The 13866-nt window shown below is 67.3% G+C and carries 17 protein-coding genes and 1 riboswitch; of the genes, 1 reads left to right on the plus strand and 16 read right to left on the minus strand.

Features of this window, described 5'->3' with window-relative positions:
* The first annotated feature begins 1 nt into the window (after window position 1).
* On the plus strand, window positions 2–547 hold the full coding sequence (locus K5X80_RS00695; RefSeq protein WP_261390676.1) for a flagellar basal body L-ring protein FlgH: 546 nt from the start codon (window positions 2–4) through the stop codon (window positions 545–547).
* Between the two features lie 57 nt (window positions 548–604).
* Here the strand turns inward: K5X80_RS00695 and K5X80_RS00700 are convergent, their stop codons facing one another.
* The 16 genes from K5X80_RS00700 to K5X80_RS00775 form a co-directional block, all read right to left on the minus strand.
* A complete protein-coding gene (locus K5X80_RS00700) occupies window positions 605–1048 on the minus strand; it encodes a flagellar biosynthetic protein FliR (protein WP_222558963.1) in 444 nt (147 codons plus the stop codon).
* A gap of 9 nt (window positions 1049–1057) precedes the next feature.
* Window positions 1058–1327, minus strand: a complete 270-nt coding sequence (gene fliQ / locus K5X80_RS00705) for a flagellar biosynthesis protein FliQ (protein WP_222558964.1) — start codon at window positions 1325–1327, stop codon at window positions 1058–1060.
* Window positions 1328–1466: 139 nt separating this feature from the next.
* Window positions 1467–1985 carry a bifunctional adenosylcobinamide kinase/adenosylcobinamide-phosphate guanylyltransferase gene (gene cobU, locus K5X80_RS00710; RefSeq protein WP_222558965.1) on the minus strand — a complete coding sequence of 173 codons (519 nt, stop codon included), beginning with the start codon at window positions 1983–1985 and terminating at the stop codon, window positions 1467–1469.
* Window positions 1982–3442 (minus strand): cobyric acid synthase, encoded by a 1461-nt coding sequence (locus tag K5X80_RS00715; protein WP_283249198.1) that lies wholly within the window; start codon window positions 3440–3442, stop codon window positions 1982–1984. Before K5X80_RS00715 ends, cobU begins: the two co-directional genes overlap by 4 nt.
* Window positions 3430–4365 carry an adenosylcobinamide-phosphate synthase CbiB gene (gene cbiB, locus K5X80_RS00720; RefSeq protein WP_222558966.1) on the minus strand — a complete coding sequence of 312 codons (936 nt, stop codon included), beginning with the start codon at window positions 4363–4365 and terminating at the stop codon, window positions 3430–3432. Before cbiB ends, K5X80_RS00715 begins: the two co-directional genes overlap by 13 nt.
* Window positions 4358–5344 carry a threonine-phosphate decarboxylase gene (locus tag K5X80_RS00725; protein WP_222558967.1) on the minus strand — a complete coding sequence of 329 codons (987 nt, stop codon included), beginning with the start codon at window positions 5342–5344 and terminating at the stop codon, window positions 4358–4360. The genes cbiB and K5X80_RS00725 overlap by 8 nt, the downstream gene beginning before the upstream one ends.
* Window positions 5341–6057 (minus strand): adenosylcobinamide-GDP ribazoletransferase, encoded by a 717-nt coding sequence (locus tag K5X80_RS00730; RefSeq protein ID WP_222558968.1) that lies wholly within the window; start codon window positions 6055–6057, stop codon window positions 5341–5343. Before K5X80_RS00730 ends, K5X80_RS00725 begins: the two co-directional genes overlap by 4 nt.
* Window positions 6054–6620 carry a histidine phosphatase family protein gene (locus K5X80_RS00735; protein WP_222558969.1) on the minus strand — a complete coding sequence of 189 codons (567 nt, stop codon included), beginning with the start codon at window positions 6618–6620 and terminating at the stop codon, window positions 6054–6056. Before K5X80_RS00735 ends, K5X80_RS00730 begins: the two co-directional genes overlap by 4 nt.
* Window positions 6617–7633: a nicotinate-nucleotide--dimethylbenzimidazole phosphoribosyltransferase gene (gene cobT / locus K5X80_RS00740; protein ID WP_222558970.1), complete on the minus strand. Its 1017-nt coding sequence runs from the start codon at window positions 7631–7633 to the stop codon at window positions 6617–6619. The genes K5X80_RS00735 and cobT overlap by 4 nt, the downstream gene beginning before the upstream one ends.
* Complete coding sequence (locus tag K5X80_RS00745) at window positions 7630–8040, minus strand: DUF1636 family protein (RefSeq protein WP_222558971.1); 411 nt, start codon at window positions 8038–8040, stop codon at window positions 7630–7632. The genes cobT and K5X80_RS00745 overlap by 4 nt, the downstream gene beginning before the upstream one ends.
* Window positions 8041–8251: 211 nt before the next feature.
* A riboswitch (cobalamin riboswitch) is annotated at window positions 8252–8442 on the minus strand.
* A 60-nt stretch (window positions 8443–8502) separates the two neighbouring features.
* Window positions 8503–10209, minus strand: coding sequence for an N-acyl-D-amino-acid deacylase family protein (locus tag K5X80_RS00750; RefSeq protein WP_222558972.1), 1707 nt, complete (start codon window positions 10207–10209; stop codon window positions 8503–8505).
* On the minus strand, window positions 10206–11114 hold the full coding sequence (locus K5X80_RS00755) for a TauD/TfdA dioxygenase family protein (protein WP_222558973.1): 909 nt from the start codon (window positions 11112–11114) through the stop codon (window positions 10206–10208). Before K5X80_RS00755 ends, K5X80_RS00750 begins: the two co-directional genes overlap by 4 nt.
* A gap of 129 nt (window positions 11115–11243) precedes the next feature.
* Window positions 11244–11954: an RES family NAD+ phosphorylase gene (locus K5X80_RS00760; protein WP_283249199.1), complete on the minus strand. Its 711-nt coding sequence runs from the start codon at window positions 11952–11954 to the stop codon at window positions 11244–11246.
* The gene (locus K5X80_RS00765; protein WP_222558974.1) at window positions 11951–12361 is read right to left on the minus strand and encodes an MbcA/ParS/Xre antitoxin family protein; all 411 of its coding nucleotides are present in this window, start codon (window positions 12359–12361) and stop codon (window positions 11951–11953) included. Before K5X80_RS00765 ends, K5X80_RS00760 begins: the two co-directional genes overlap by 4 nt.
* Before the next feature lie 93 nt (window positions 12362–12454).
* Complete coding sequence (locus K5X80_RS00770; protein WP_222558975.1) at window positions 12455–13138, minus strand: cytochrome b/b6 domain-containing protein; 684 nt, start codon at window positions 13136–13138, stop codon at window positions 12455–12457.
* A complete protein-coding gene (locus K5X80_RS00775) occupies window positions 13138–13626 on the minus strand; it encodes a c-type cytochrome (protein WP_222558976.1) in 489 nt (162 codons plus the stop codon). Before K5X80_RS00775 ends, K5X80_RS00770 begins: the two co-directional genes overlap by 1 nt.
* Window positions 13627–13866 lie beyond the last annotated feature (240 nt).

A 13866-nucleotide genomic window follows, 5' to 3' on the forward strand; every position in this document is an offset into this window, starting at 1 on the left:
GATGATCGCCGCCTGCGCCACACCCGTTCAGGCGGAACAGCTTTTCACCGGCACCACCTGGTCCGCTGTCGCGGCGGACGACAAGGCCCGCACGGTGGGCGACACGGTGACGGTGCTGATCCACGAAGCCGCCAGCGCCTCCAGCAAGTTGCACAACAACTCCTCGAAGAAGACCGATTTCGGCGGCAGTTTCGCCGCGGGCGGGATCGATGAATCCGCCGGTCTCAAATTCGGCGGCACGTATGGCGGCAAAGGCGAAGTCGTCCGCACCGAACAGTTCCTCGCCCGGATGACGGCCCAGGTCACCGGCCTTGCCCCCAATGGCGATTTTCTGATCGAAGGAACGCAGAAAATGCGCGTCAACGGCGAGAATACGACGATCGGCGTACGCGGGCGGATCAGGCCGCGCGACATTTCGGCCGATAATGTCGTGCTGTCCTCGCGCATTGCCGATGCCCAGATCAACTACGATGGCAAGGGCTTCGTCAGCCGCAGCGCGAAGCCGGGCATCGTCAACCGTATTCTCAGCTTCCTGGGTATCGGCTGATGCGCCTGCGCCCTCTTCCCCGCGCCGTGGCCGCCGCGTTCTGCGCGCTGCTGGCTTTCACTCTAGCGCGATCAGATCGTGCATGCCGCCCATGGTGAAGAAAATCGCCGCCGCGGCATACGCGAAGACTGTGCCGGCCAGCGGCATTTCCGCCTGCGTGGCCGGATCGGCAAGCACCGCGAGCCCAAAACCCGCCTGAATGTCGACCGCACGCCCCGCCCACAGGATCGCCGCGAAAGCCAGTTGCAAACACAGCGCAAAAGCCATGCCGAGAAACAGTTCCCCCGCCGCGAGCAAAACCGGCGAGGAGCCCGATCGGACGACCGCCACCGTCGCCTCCGGGCGCGCGGAAACCAGCCACAGCGAAAGCGACAGCGCGAGCAGAACGCGGATCGCCACCGGCACACGCAGCAGCGTGAACGGCCCGCCATAGGCGAAGGCGGGTGCGATTCGCAGCGCGGCCAGCAGCGCCGCGATCAATCGCGCGGTGAGATCGTCCACCGGCAATGCCTATCCGCCGAGCGTAGGGATAGTGAGGTAGAGCGAGCGGGCAAACCCCGTCAGCCGCGCGATCATCCACGGGCCGAGCGCGATCAGCAACACCATCGCGGTGATGATCTTGGGCACGTAGGAAAGCGTGATTTCCTGAATCTGCGTCGCCACCTGAAAGACCGAGACGAGCAGGCCCACGGCCAGCGTCGCCACCAGCACCGGCCCCGCGACGATGGCCGCGTTCCACAGCATCGCATCCAGCAGATTGAGCGCGCGATCCGGCCCCATGTGTGACAGCCCCCGGGCGAGAGCCTACCGCGCCCCATGGCCCGGCATCCCCGCAACGCGCCAAGGCTAGACGCGCCGCGCGAGGCCGATCAAGCCAGCGGGCCGGACAACAATCTCCATTCTGGAGCAAGTCCTGCGGTCAGGCAGGCGGCCCTTTGAGAGTGAGCGGCAAGCCCGCCACCACCAGCACGACGCCGTCCACGCTGGCGGCCAGTTGCTGGTTCAGCCGCCCCGCCGCATCGCGGAACCGCCGGGCCAGCGCATTGTCCGGCACGATGCCGAAGCCGACTTCGTTGGCAACCAGCGCAATCGGGCACGGGCAAGCCCGCACCGCGCCTTGCAAAGCCGCGCTGGCCGCATCCACATCGCGCCCGGCCAGCATCAGATTGGTGAGCCACAGCGTCAGGCAGTCGACCAGCACCGCCGCCGCGCCCGGTGCCGCCTGCCCGATCGTTTCGGGCAGATTGAACGGCGCATCCCACGTCCGCCAGCGGGCATCCCGGTCCGCCCGGTGGCGGGCGATACGTTCCTCCATTTCGGCGTCGAACGCCTGCGCGGTGGCGATAAAGGCAAGCTGCCCGTCATGCCGTTCCGCCCAGACCTGCGCATGGCGGCTCTTGCCCGAACGCGCTCCGCCGAGGACCAGCAGAGCGCTCATGCCGCGTGCTCCCGCGCCAGGGCGAGCAGGCCATCGATATCGCAATACCGTTCCAGTTCCGCCGCGATATCGTCCAGCGCGGTATCGACCGCATAGGCATGATCGCCCCCCGCCGAATGCGCGCCGATCCAATCCAGCAGCGCCGCCCGCAAGGGGCCGCCGCCCAGCAATCCATGACAATAGGTGCCCATCACGCGGCCATCGACGCTTATCGCGCCATCGGGCCGCCCCCCATCCAGCGTGGCGAAAGGCCGCGCAGCGTCCGGCCCCTGCGTCCGCCCCATATGCATTTCGTAACCTTGCAAGGGCTTGCCCAGCGCCGTGCCCGTGGCGGGCCGCAGCACCTTGTCCCCGGCCAGTTCGGTGGCGACATCCAGCAGGCCCAACCCCGGCACCGCGCCCGGTGCGCCTTCGATCCCCAGCGGATCGGCAATCGTATGCCCCAGCATCTGATAGCCCCCGCAAATGCCCAGCACCGCACCGCCACGGCGATAATGGGCAAGGATATCGATATCCCATCCTTGATCGCGCAGGGCCCGCATATCGGCAATCGTCGCCTTGGAACCGGGCAGGATCACCAGCGCCGCCCCGGCCGGGATCGGCTGGCCGGGGGGCACCATCACCAGTTCCACATCGGGTTCCGTCTTTAGGGGATCGAGATCGTCGAAATTGGCGATGCGCGGCAGGATCGGGCAGGCGATCAGCTTGCGCGCGCCAGCCTTGCCCAGACCGCGCTCCAGCACCACGGCATCCTCGCTCGGCAAACGAGCCGTCGCAGAGAGCCACGGCACCAGCCCATAGCCGCGCCAGCCGGACCGCTGCTCGATCGCGGCGTAGCCATCGGTGAACAGCGCCGGATCGCCGCGAAACTTGTTGATGATGAACCCGCGGATCATCGCCGCGTCCTCCGGTTCCAGCACCGCACGGGTGCCGACCACCGCCGCGATCACCCCGCCCCGGTCGATATCGCCGACCAGCACCACCGGCACCCCCGCCTCGCGCGCAAAGCCCATGTTGGCGATGTCGCCCGCGCGCAGATTGATTTCAGCGGGCGATCCCGCCCCTTCGACCACCACCAGATCGCACTGCGCCTCCAGCCGGCGGTAGCTGGCCATGACTTCGGGCAGCAGGCCGCGCCGCGCCTCGCGGAAATTGGCGGAACCGAGCGTGCCGCGCACTTTGCCATGGACGATCAGTTGCGAAGTCCGGTCCGCCTGCGGTTTCAACAGCACGGGGTTCATATCGCTGTGGAGCGGTGCGCGCGCAGCCAGCGCCTGCAAGGCCTGCGCCCTGCCGATTTCCCCGCCATCCCCGGTCACGGCGGCGTTGTTCGACATATTCTGCGGCTTGAACGGCAGGACGTGCAGCCCGCGATTGCTGAGCGCACGGCAAACCCCCGCGACCAGCACCGATTTGCCCACGTCGGAGCCGGTTCCCTGCAACATCAGACCAGCCACGCACATCCTCCGGCAATCATCCACAGCATCAGGCAGGCCCGCGCATAGATCCACAAACCCGCGCGCACGGCCCCGGCATCGGGCGCCGCGCCATCGCCGATCCACGACTTGTCATGCGCCACGCCATCATAGCTGACCGGGCCAGCCAATCGCACGCGCAAGGCGCCCGCCATCGCCGCTTCGGGCCATCCGCCATTGGGGGAGGCATGGCAAGCGTGATCGCGCGCCATGATCCGCCAGCCCCCGCCCCCCGCGCAGCACAGCAGCACCCCGGCAATCCGCGCGGGAAGCCAGTTGGCACAATCGTCCGTGCGAGCGGCGGCCCAGCCGAATGCGCGCAGCGGCGGTTCCGGATGGCCGATCAGGCTATCCGCCGTGTTCACCGCCTTGTAGGCCCACAGGCCCGGCAATCCGCCCACCAGCAGCCAGAACAGCGGTGCGGCCACGCCATCGCAGAAACTTTCCGCCAGGCTTTCCAGCGCCGCGCGGGCAATACCCGCGTCGTCCAGCGTGGCGGTATCGCGCCCGACGATCATCCCCACCGCCCGGCGCGCGGCTGGCAGATTGCCCACCGCCAGCGGCGCGGCCACCGCACGGACATGGCAATAGAGGCTGTGCTGCGCGAGGCCGGGAAAGGCGCACAATGCCACCACGATCCACCCGGCTGGCCCGAGCGCGGCATGGGCCAGCCACTGGATCGCCCAGCCCGCCCCGCCACCTGCAAGGACGAGCAACAGCAGAGTCGCCACGCCTGCCATGCGGCGGCGGCATTCGGAATACGTGGGCAGGTTCCAGCGGCGTTCGCACCCGGCGACGATCCGGGCGAATGCCCCCACCGGATGCCCGATCCGGCGATAGAGCCAGGCCGGCCAGCCCCATACCGCATCCAGCATGAGCGCGGCCAGAGCGACCGGTTCAGCCATGCCTGAGCGCCCGATCGATCCGCTCCAGCTCTTCCGGCCCGGCTGGCAAGCCGAACCGCAGCCAGCGCGGATGATCGTCGAACGGGCGGGTCAGCACTTGCTGCCGCGCGAGCAGGGTGAATATCCCATGCGCATCGTCATGTTCGATCAGGCGGAACAGCGGGCAATCACCCGCCGCCGCCAGACCATGATTGCGTAGCAAAGCGTCGAGCGCCCCCGCGCGGCACGCGAGCGCTTCACGCGCTGCGGCGATCCACGCGCCGTCGCCATAAGCCGCCCGCCCGATAGCGATGGCGGCGGCAGACAGCGGCCAATCGCCCAGCAGGCGGCGCAAGCGAACGATCACGCTGCGCGGGCCGATCAGGAAACCCAGCCGCACCCCGGCCAGCCCGAAGAACTTGCCGAACGAGCGCATCACGATCAGACAGCGGTCATCCGCCACGTGCGGGGCCATGCTGATCTGCGGCGCCCCGTCGGCGAAAGCTTCATCCACCACCAGCCAGCCGCCAGCCTCCCCCTGCCACACAAGCCATCGGCGCAAGGTTTCAGGCGATAGCACCCGGCCGTCCGGATTGTTCGGATTGGCCAGCACCAGCATGGTCGCCTGCGGCAATGGCCCCTTGGGCGCGGGTATGGCGCGGCTCCCGGGGAATATCTCGGCATGCGTGCGATAACTGGGGGTGAGATGGCGCGCGGGCAAATCGAACAGCGCACCCAGCAGGCGCAGGCCCAGTTCGCTGCCCGGCACGGCGCAGACATTGGCTGGGTCCACCCCGAAATGGAGAGCAGCAGCCTGTTCCAGCGCGCGCAAATCCTCCGGATCGGGCAAGCTGCCCCAATCGGGCGCAATCATCACCGCGCCCGGCCAGGCAATCGGATTGATCCCGGTGGAAAGGTCCAGCCATGGATGCGGGCCATCGCCGAACTGCGCCCGCGCCGCCGCCAGCCGCCCACCATGCCAGGTGAACGTGCCGCTCATAACCCAGCCACCGCCACCAGCGCGAGCAGCAGTGCGCTTTCGCACCATTCGATCCCCGCACCGTGGCCATCGCCCGAAATGCCGCCGATCCGCGCGGCGATCCACCAGCGCCACGCAGGGATTGCCAGAACGGCCACGGCAAGGCCGGGCGCGAACCACGCGGCCACGATGCCGGGCACCGCCCAGGCCGCCACATGGCCCCAGCCGATTCCTGCGCGAAAACGGGTGCCCAACCCTTCGTGCAACGGGGGCAGAGTCAGCGTCCAGACCAGCGGGCCGATCCGCGCGATCATGCACAGCGCAGGCAAAGTCCACAGCGGCACCGCGTCCAGCGCAAGGCGCAGCAGCACCAACTTGGCCAGCAGTTGCATGGCGATTGCCGTCACTCCGAAGCTGCCGATATGCGGATCGGCCAGCACGGCGGAAAGGCGTTCCCGCCCCTTGTGTGCCGCGCCCGCCGCATCGGCCATATCGCCCACCCCATCGAGATGGAGCGCGCCGGTAATGGTAACCCAGGCACCGAGGCCGAGCAGCGCCCCCAGCCATGGATCGATCCACAGCCCCAACCACACAGCCAGCGCCACCGCCGCGCCGACCACCATCCCAGCCAGCGGGAACCAGCGAATGCAGGCAGCGAAATCCGCCTCGTCAGCGCGCACGGCGGGCAGCGGCAACCGGGTCATGAACTGCAATGCCAGCACCGCCCGTCTCATGCCGCAAGCCCGGTGATTTGCGCGCCGACCGGTTCACCCGGCCAGACACGGAGCGAGAGAACCGCGCCATACGGCAGGTCCAGCGTCCAGCATTGCGTGGCGGAAAAGCCGAACAGGGAAGCGAGCGCCGCGCGCATTGCCCCCGCATGGGCGATAACCAGCGTATCGCCTTCCATCCGCACCAGCGCCCGCCCCACGCGGGCGACCAGCGCGCTCCATCGCTCCCCACCCGGCGGGGGGGTGGCGTCGGGATCGGCCCAGAACCGCGCGAGCGCATCGGGCGGCAAATCCGCCGGGGCGCACCCTTCCCATGCGCCGAACGCCAGTTCGCGCCAATCGGGATCGATCCGCAGGGGCACGCCCCGCTGCGCCGCCAGCGCTTCCGCCGGGCGGCGGGCGCGGATGAGATCGGAACAGACCACGCGCGTGAATGCCAGTGCCGTACCTTGCGCCACGCATCGCGCATCGCCTTCGCGCGTGGAAGGGACATCGCTGCTGCCGATCAGCCGCCCTTCCCCCTCCACCGCGCCGTGGCGCATCAGATGCACGGTGAAAGGCGTCATACCGCCCCGGTCACCGCCGCTTCGGCAAAAGTCGCCATGCCGTTGTGCGCGGCGAGCGCGGAGCGGACGATCTGCGCCGCGACTGCGGCGCCCGTCCCTTCGCCCAGCCGCATGTCGAGTTGCAGCAGCGGCACAAGCCCGAGCTTTTCGAGCAGGCGTTGGTGCCCCGCTTCCGCCGAACCGTGCCCGGCGAGGCAATGATCGGTGATCGCGGGCACGGCGGCGGCGAGCGGTGCGAGCGCGGCGCAGCAGATGAAGCCATCGAGCAGGACGGGCATCCGCATCATGCGCGCGGCCAGAATCGCGCCTGCCATCGCCGCGATTTCCCGCCCGCCCAGCCACCGTAGCGTTTCGAACGGGCCGGTGCACCGCGCACCGTGCAGCGCCAACGCCGCCGTCACCGCCGCGCATTTGCGGGCAATGCCCTCGTCCCCCACGCCCGAACCGCGCCCGACCCAGCGTTCCGCCGCGCCGCCGAAGCTCGCCGCGCAGAGGGCAGAAGCCGGAGTGGTGTTGCCGATGCCCATTTCGCCGACGAACGCCAGATGCGCCCCCCGTTCGATCACCGCCGCCCCGGTGTTGAGCGCGGCAAGGCATTCCTCCTCGCTCATCGCCGCTTCGCGGGTGATATCGCCAGTGAAGCGATCGAGATCGAGCGGAACCACGCGCAATTGCGCGCCGCAGGCCCCGGCCAGCGCGTTGATCGCCGCCCCGCCTGCCTGAAAGTTGGCAACCATTTGCGCGGTCACTTCGGGGGGAAAAGCACTGACGCCCTGCCGCGCGACCCCGTGATTGCCCGCGAACACCGCCGCCACGATCCGTTCCGCCTGCGGGCGCGGCGTGCCCTGCCATCCGGCCATGAACAGCGCGATTTCCTCCAGTCGGCCGAGCGACCCGGCAGGCTTGGTCAATTCCGCCTGCCGCTCCGCCGCCGCCGCCCGGGCCGCCGCATCAGCCGACGGCAGATCGGCCAGCGCCGCGTCGAACGCGGCCACGCTATCGAACCGGATCATACGGCGACGAACCCTTCGGGCGGAGTGCGGGTGATGAAATGCCCCTTCACCCCTTCGGGCCAATCGGCATAGCGCACCTGCCCTTCCACGCTCGCCGCATGGTGTGCCGCGTAGGCGAGGATCGCCTGCGCCGCCGCCGCATCGGGGGTGAAATCGCCCAATACGTAGCCGATCTTGCCCGGCGCGCGGATATGGACCGTGCAATGGCGTGAACACGCGAAGAGACAGGGCATTTCCTGCACCGCGATATGGGCATAGGCCGGATCGGCTGCCTGCGCGGCGCGCAAGGCATCGGCAAGCAGGGCCCCGCCGCGTTGTCCCGTGCCGTCTTCCCGCTGATCCGGCGCGAGGCGGCAGGTGTTGCACACCACCACCGATGGCCCGGCTGCGACAGCTTGCAAAGTCATCGCCGCGCTCTCCAACAGGGTGGGGGCGGGATGAGCGGCATTCGGGCGGTATCAAGCATAGGCGAATCCCCGGTTTCGAACACGAAACCCCGTTTGCCCGGCGATGTGCGGTATCAGGTTCGCAAACGACACCGCACACGACCCGGCGATCCGGGGCACAAGTGTCGTTGCGCGAGGGAATCCCCGTCCGGCCGGCTCACCCTGTCCGGTCGAAGAACGACCGCGTCAGGCAGGTCTCCTGGCTCGCGGGTCTGCGCCGTTCCGGCCGCCTTCTCAGGATCGTGGCGATCCCAATGGCTGAGGGCCGGTGGCTATCCGCTTACAGTTGCAGGGGCAGCCCGGGCCTTGCACCCGAATTCCCTTTCAATCCCCTCGCGGGGAACCTGTCGCGCGGTGGCTGATAGAACCGATGCCGGAAGGTGGCAAGGCCCGCGCTGGAGCCCGCCCCTCTTCCGCAGCGGCCTATGCCGCGCCCGCGCGGATCAGGCGGCCGGGCAGTTCCCCGGTGGGCTGCCCATCGCGATAGACCGGCGTGCCGTTGACCACTGTCGCCGTATAGCCATCCGCCCGCTGGACAAGACGCGGCATGCCGCCGGGCAGATCGTGCGTGATTTCCGGAGCGTGGAGATGCAGCCCGTCGAAATCGATCACATTGATATCGGCGCGCAGGCCCGGCGCAATCAGGCCCCGGTCGGCTAGGCCCATCAACGCCGCCGTATCGTGCGACAGCCAGCGGACGACATCGGGCAGCGCCATGCGCCCTTCCGCCCGATCGCGCGCCCAGTACATCAGCATATAGGTGGAATAGCTGCCATCGCAGATCGTGCCGCAATGCGCCCCGCCATCGCCCAGCCCCGGCACGATATCGCGATGACGCATGATTTCGCCCACCGCGTCGAGCTTGCCATCGGTGAAATTGGCCATGGCGAGATAGAGCGTCGCATCCTTGCCCAGCAGGATATCGTAAGCGAGGTCTTCCGGCGTGCGCCCTTCGCGCGCGGCGCGCGCGGCGATGCTGTTTTCGGGCGGCTGTTCGTAATCGGGCGGATTACCCAGTTCGAACATCGTGCCGAACTGGCGCACCACCCGCCCGAGCATGGACGCCGTCTCGGGATCGGGCGCTTCCGCCAGAATCGCCGCTTTCACTTCGGGCTTGCGCAGTTCCGCCAGCCGCTGCGCCAGCGGCAGATGGGCAAGCGCGGTGTAAGTCGGCGTCGAATAGAACGGGTTGAGCGTCAGCTGGTGGCCCAGCATCATCCCCACGCCGCGCGGCAGGACCTGCCCACGCACGGTCAGCCCCCTGTCGTTCGCCGCCTGCAACTGCGCCAGATGCCGCCGCCAGGCGAGCGGCCCTTCGTTGGGCGTGCCGATAGTGAACGTCACCGGGCGCCGGGAACGGTCGGCCAGATTGACCACGTTATCCAGTGTCGCATCGGGTAGATGCATGTCTTCCACGATCTGGAACACGCCTTTGCCCCGCGCGCGCATTTCATCGGCGAAGCCGAACAGTTCCGCCTCCCCCGCCTCCAGCGTGGGGATCGGCTTGCCATCACTCGACCGGTGGAACAGCGTGCGCGAAGTACCGATGCCGATGGCGCCATGCTCCAGCGCTTCGCCATAGAGCGCGCGCATCTGCGCGATATCCTCTGCCGTCGCCGGTTCGCGGTTCGCCCCGCGCTCACCCATGACATAGACACGCAGCGCGGCATGGGGGACATAGCACGCCACATCCATGTCGAAGCTGCGGCTGGCAAGGAAATCGAGATATTCGGGATAGGTTTCCCATGTCCACGGCAGGCCGGTGGCCAGCACAGGGAACGGGATATCCTCCACCCCTTCCATCAGGCGGATGAGCGTGTCCCGCTCATCCGGGCGGCAGGGGGCGAACCCGACCCCGCAATTGCCGATGATCGCCGTGGTGATGCCGTGGAAGGACGAGGGTTTCAGCCGCTGTTCCCACGTCACATGGCCATCGTAGTGCGTGTGCACATCGACGAAACCAGGGGTGACGATCTTGCCGCTGGCGTCGATCTCCTCCGCGCCCGCTTCGAGCCCCTGCCCCACAGCGGCAATCCGGCCATCGCGCACGCCCACATCGCCGACGAAGGGTTCGCCGCCCGACCCGTCGACGATCGTGCCGCCGCGGATCACCAGATCATAGGCGCTCATGCCGCGGCCCCCACGGCACCTGTGTCGAGCACGCGGCCCATTGTCGCCTCGCCGCGCAGAGTGGAACGGCGGGCAATCCGCAGCACATCCAGCGGGTGCCCGGCGGCGGCGTGCATCATGCGATAATTGTCCCACAGCACGATATCGTTGGTCGCCCAGTCGTGCTCGTAAATGAATTGCGGCTGGACCACGGCGTCGATCAACTCGTTGATCAGCGCATCGCTGTCTGCCTCATCCATGCCGACGATGCCCTGGATATTGAGCGGGCAGACATTCATCACCACTTGCCCCGTGTGCGGATGGCGGGCGACGATGGGCCGGGCCAGCGGCGGATAATCGGGGAACTTGGCGGAGGAGGTGCCGACGCGGGTGCCGCCCGGATTGCGGAAGCGCATCCGGCCGAGGTCGGCGCAGAATTCGAACCGCGCCTCCAGCCCGCCGATCCGCTGTTTGAGATCGTCGCTCAGATGCTCATAGGCTTTCGTCGTGTCGAGCCATGCGGTCATCCCGCCCTGTTCCGCCCGGTGGACCATATTGAGCAGCGCCCCGGCATTCGGCACCGGCTGGAACGCCAGATCGGTGTGCCACGGGATGCGGCCATAAGTCGGCACACCGTCATAGGCATAGACCGGCCCCTTGGGCCCGTCGCGATTGGTCAGTTCGATCAGTTCGGGATAGTCCGGCATGCGGATCTGTTCGATGGGATGCGGTTCCAGTTCACCAAAGCAGCGGCTGAGATCGAGCAGCGCCTCCGCGCTGGTGCCGATCCCGCGAAAGACGAGAACGCCTGCTTCATACCACCAGTCGCGCAATTGCGCCGCCGTGGCGGCATCGATGGGCTGTCCGGGATCGAGCCCGATCACTTCCATGCCGATGGTCGGCAAAGGCTGTGTGTGTAATGCCAAGGTGCATCTCCCGCTTTGCGCTGTTTATGCCCATGGTATGCCACAAGCCGCCAGCGGGCCATTCATCCATATGGGGGAAGGCGGCAGAAAATTCGCGGCGGGCGGAAACGCGCGCAATCCACTTGGCTATCAATGCGGCTGGAGCGAGAATTCCTGGCGGGTGCGGCGGTTGAAAACGCGGTCCACCTGTTGCCCGTCCCAATGCATTTCGTAGTGATCGGCCTGCCGGGGCAAGCCCACCGCATCGGGCCAGAACGCGCCGATGCACAGCCCGCCGGGGCAACGGACGGAACGGTAATGCACGCCATCCGCCCCCGCACCGCGCAGATCGGCGGCCAGCGCCTGCGGCACGCGCCAGTCGTCGGGATCGTGGCAATCGTCCCGCCCGCGCAGATCGGCGAACACCCGATCCACCGCGCCGACCAGCATGCGAAACTGTGAATGCCAGCCGGGGCGCTCCCCCGTGCTGCGCATCAGCCGCGCCTGATGATAGGCCACTTCGCGCAGAGCCACTTCCTCGCTGTCACCCGCGCTGTACACGCCGTATTGCCCGGCGGTGAAGCGGCCGGGCCGATCCGGGCTGACATGGACGAACGGGGCCATGACCAGGCTTGCCCCCGGGCCGTTCACCCGCCGTTCGGGCCGCACCAGATCGAGCCGGCCCATGTTTTCCATCAGGCGCGGGTTGGTCTTGCTTTCGACGGAGGCCAAAGCCTCCCAATCACGCGGGTCGGCAATATCCTCGAACAGGTCGATCGGCGGGTGGATCGAGCGGATCAGGCGAAATGCCCGGTCCCACTGCACATGGATCAGCGGCATCGCGCCGATAACCCCCGTCACCAGCCGCCACGCTCCGCATCGAGATAGGCGCGCACGCGTTCCAGCGCGAAAATCGATCCGTCCAGCATCACATCCAGCGCCCGCTGACCGCCGAACATCGCATTGGGCTTCTTGACCCAGGCATAGGCCTGATCGGGATCGCGGAAGAGATAGCGCAGCGCCTTGTGCGTGCCGAGGAGAAGCGAAAGGCGGGTGGCCAGATCGCGGTCGATCCGGCCGATTTCGCCCTTTTTCCAGCGGGCATAGGTGCGCAGCGAAAGGCCGCCGAGAATCTGCCCCGCTTCCTCGTCGGTCAATTCCCAGCGGGCGAACAGATTGATGACCGCGCGCGCCGCCGCCTGCGCTTCCTGCGCGGTGATGCCGGGGATATGCGGTGCGGCCTCGGTCCGGGGAATTTCCTGCAACATGCGCTTACTCCTGTTGGCAGGATATAAGCCATTTAATGCCAAATGGCAATATCAGACACAAAATACGCCAAGCGGCCGGGATAACCCAGCCGCTCAGACTTTGCCGAACAGTCCCACCACCGCCCAGACCAGCAGCGCCGCGCCCGCCAGCACGACCAGCGCCAGCAAAGGCGAAGTGAACCGCAGGATCGGCGCAGTGCCGGTCCATCGGCGGGAACCGCTGACCATCGCGCCCACCAGGTTTTCCCCGCGCACCACGCGGTAGAACAGGATCGCCAGCACATGCAGGCCGATCAGGGCCAGCAGCAGATTGAACACCAGTTCGTGCGTTTCCGCCGCCCAGCGCCCGGTATCGAACGACACCAGATAGGCGAACGGCCCGGATTCCAGCCCATCCACGTCCACCGAGAAGAAGCCCAGCAGAACCTGCAACAGCAGCAGGCCGAGCATGGCCACCACGCTCCACCCGCCAAGCGGGTTATGCCCGGCATGCCCTGGCGATCCGCGCCGGAACATATGGCCGCCGACATAGGCGCCGACCGCGCCCGGCCCACGCAGAAAATGGGAAAACCGCGCCGTGGTGCTGCCGAGGAAGCCCCAGACGATGCGGAACAGGACCAGCGTCAAAATCGTATAGCCGGTCAGCCGGTGCCACGAGATCAGGTGGTTTTCCGCCGTCCACCACGCGCAGACGATCAGAGCGACGAGCGCCCAGTGGAACAGGCGCACCGGCAGGTCCCACAGGCGGATACGGGCGGTCGGAAACATCGCAGCCATCACTTCTCGCGGAAGGGGGTATGGCAATCCTTGCAGGTCTTGCCCAAAGCCTCGCTGGCCCTGGTCAGTTCCGCCAGATCGCCTTTGCCCGCCACGCTGTCCAGTTCGGCGGCAGCGGCCACCGCCGCGTCACGATGCTTGGCGAATTCGGCCTGATTGGTCCAGATGGCGGCTTTCGCCTTGGTCTTGGCGCCCGATTCCGGCCCACTGCCCGCCGGGAAATAATCCTTGATCAGCGCGGTGCGGGTGGCCAGTTCGTGCGCTGCAGGGCGCACCTTTTCCAGATCGGGATTGCCCGTCTTGATTTCGTCGGTCACGATCTTGAACGCGCCGCCGATGGCTTTGAAATTGGCTTTGCGTTCAGTCACCGTTGCGTTTTCCGTCCCGGATTCCGAGCAGGCCGCCAATCCGCCCGCCACCAGCGCCAGCACAATCGCGATCCGCATCCCGGATTTCACCCTCGAACCCGCCATTTTCGTCCCTTCCATGGTTGTCGTTCCTGCCCCCGTATCTGCAGTGATCGCCCGAACGGCGCCTGAACGCCATCTTTTTTCCTCTTACCGGAAAACGGCATCGCCATCGAGGCAAAGCGTGAGGAACCGATCGCCCTGTCAAAGGGTTATCCCTCGCAAGCGGAGGAGTATGCGAGGGATGCAAAGCTGGCACAAGAGCGCCCCCCTTTCCTCAAATCCCATCGCCCCGTCAGAGGAGTCCTCTCCTGACGGGCT

The sequence above is a fragment of the Caenibius sp. WL genome (genome assembly GCF_019803445.1).
In the GTDB taxonomy this organism is placed as follows: Bacteria; Pseudomonadota; Alphaproteobacteria; order Sphingomonadales; family Sphingomonadaceae; genus Caenibius.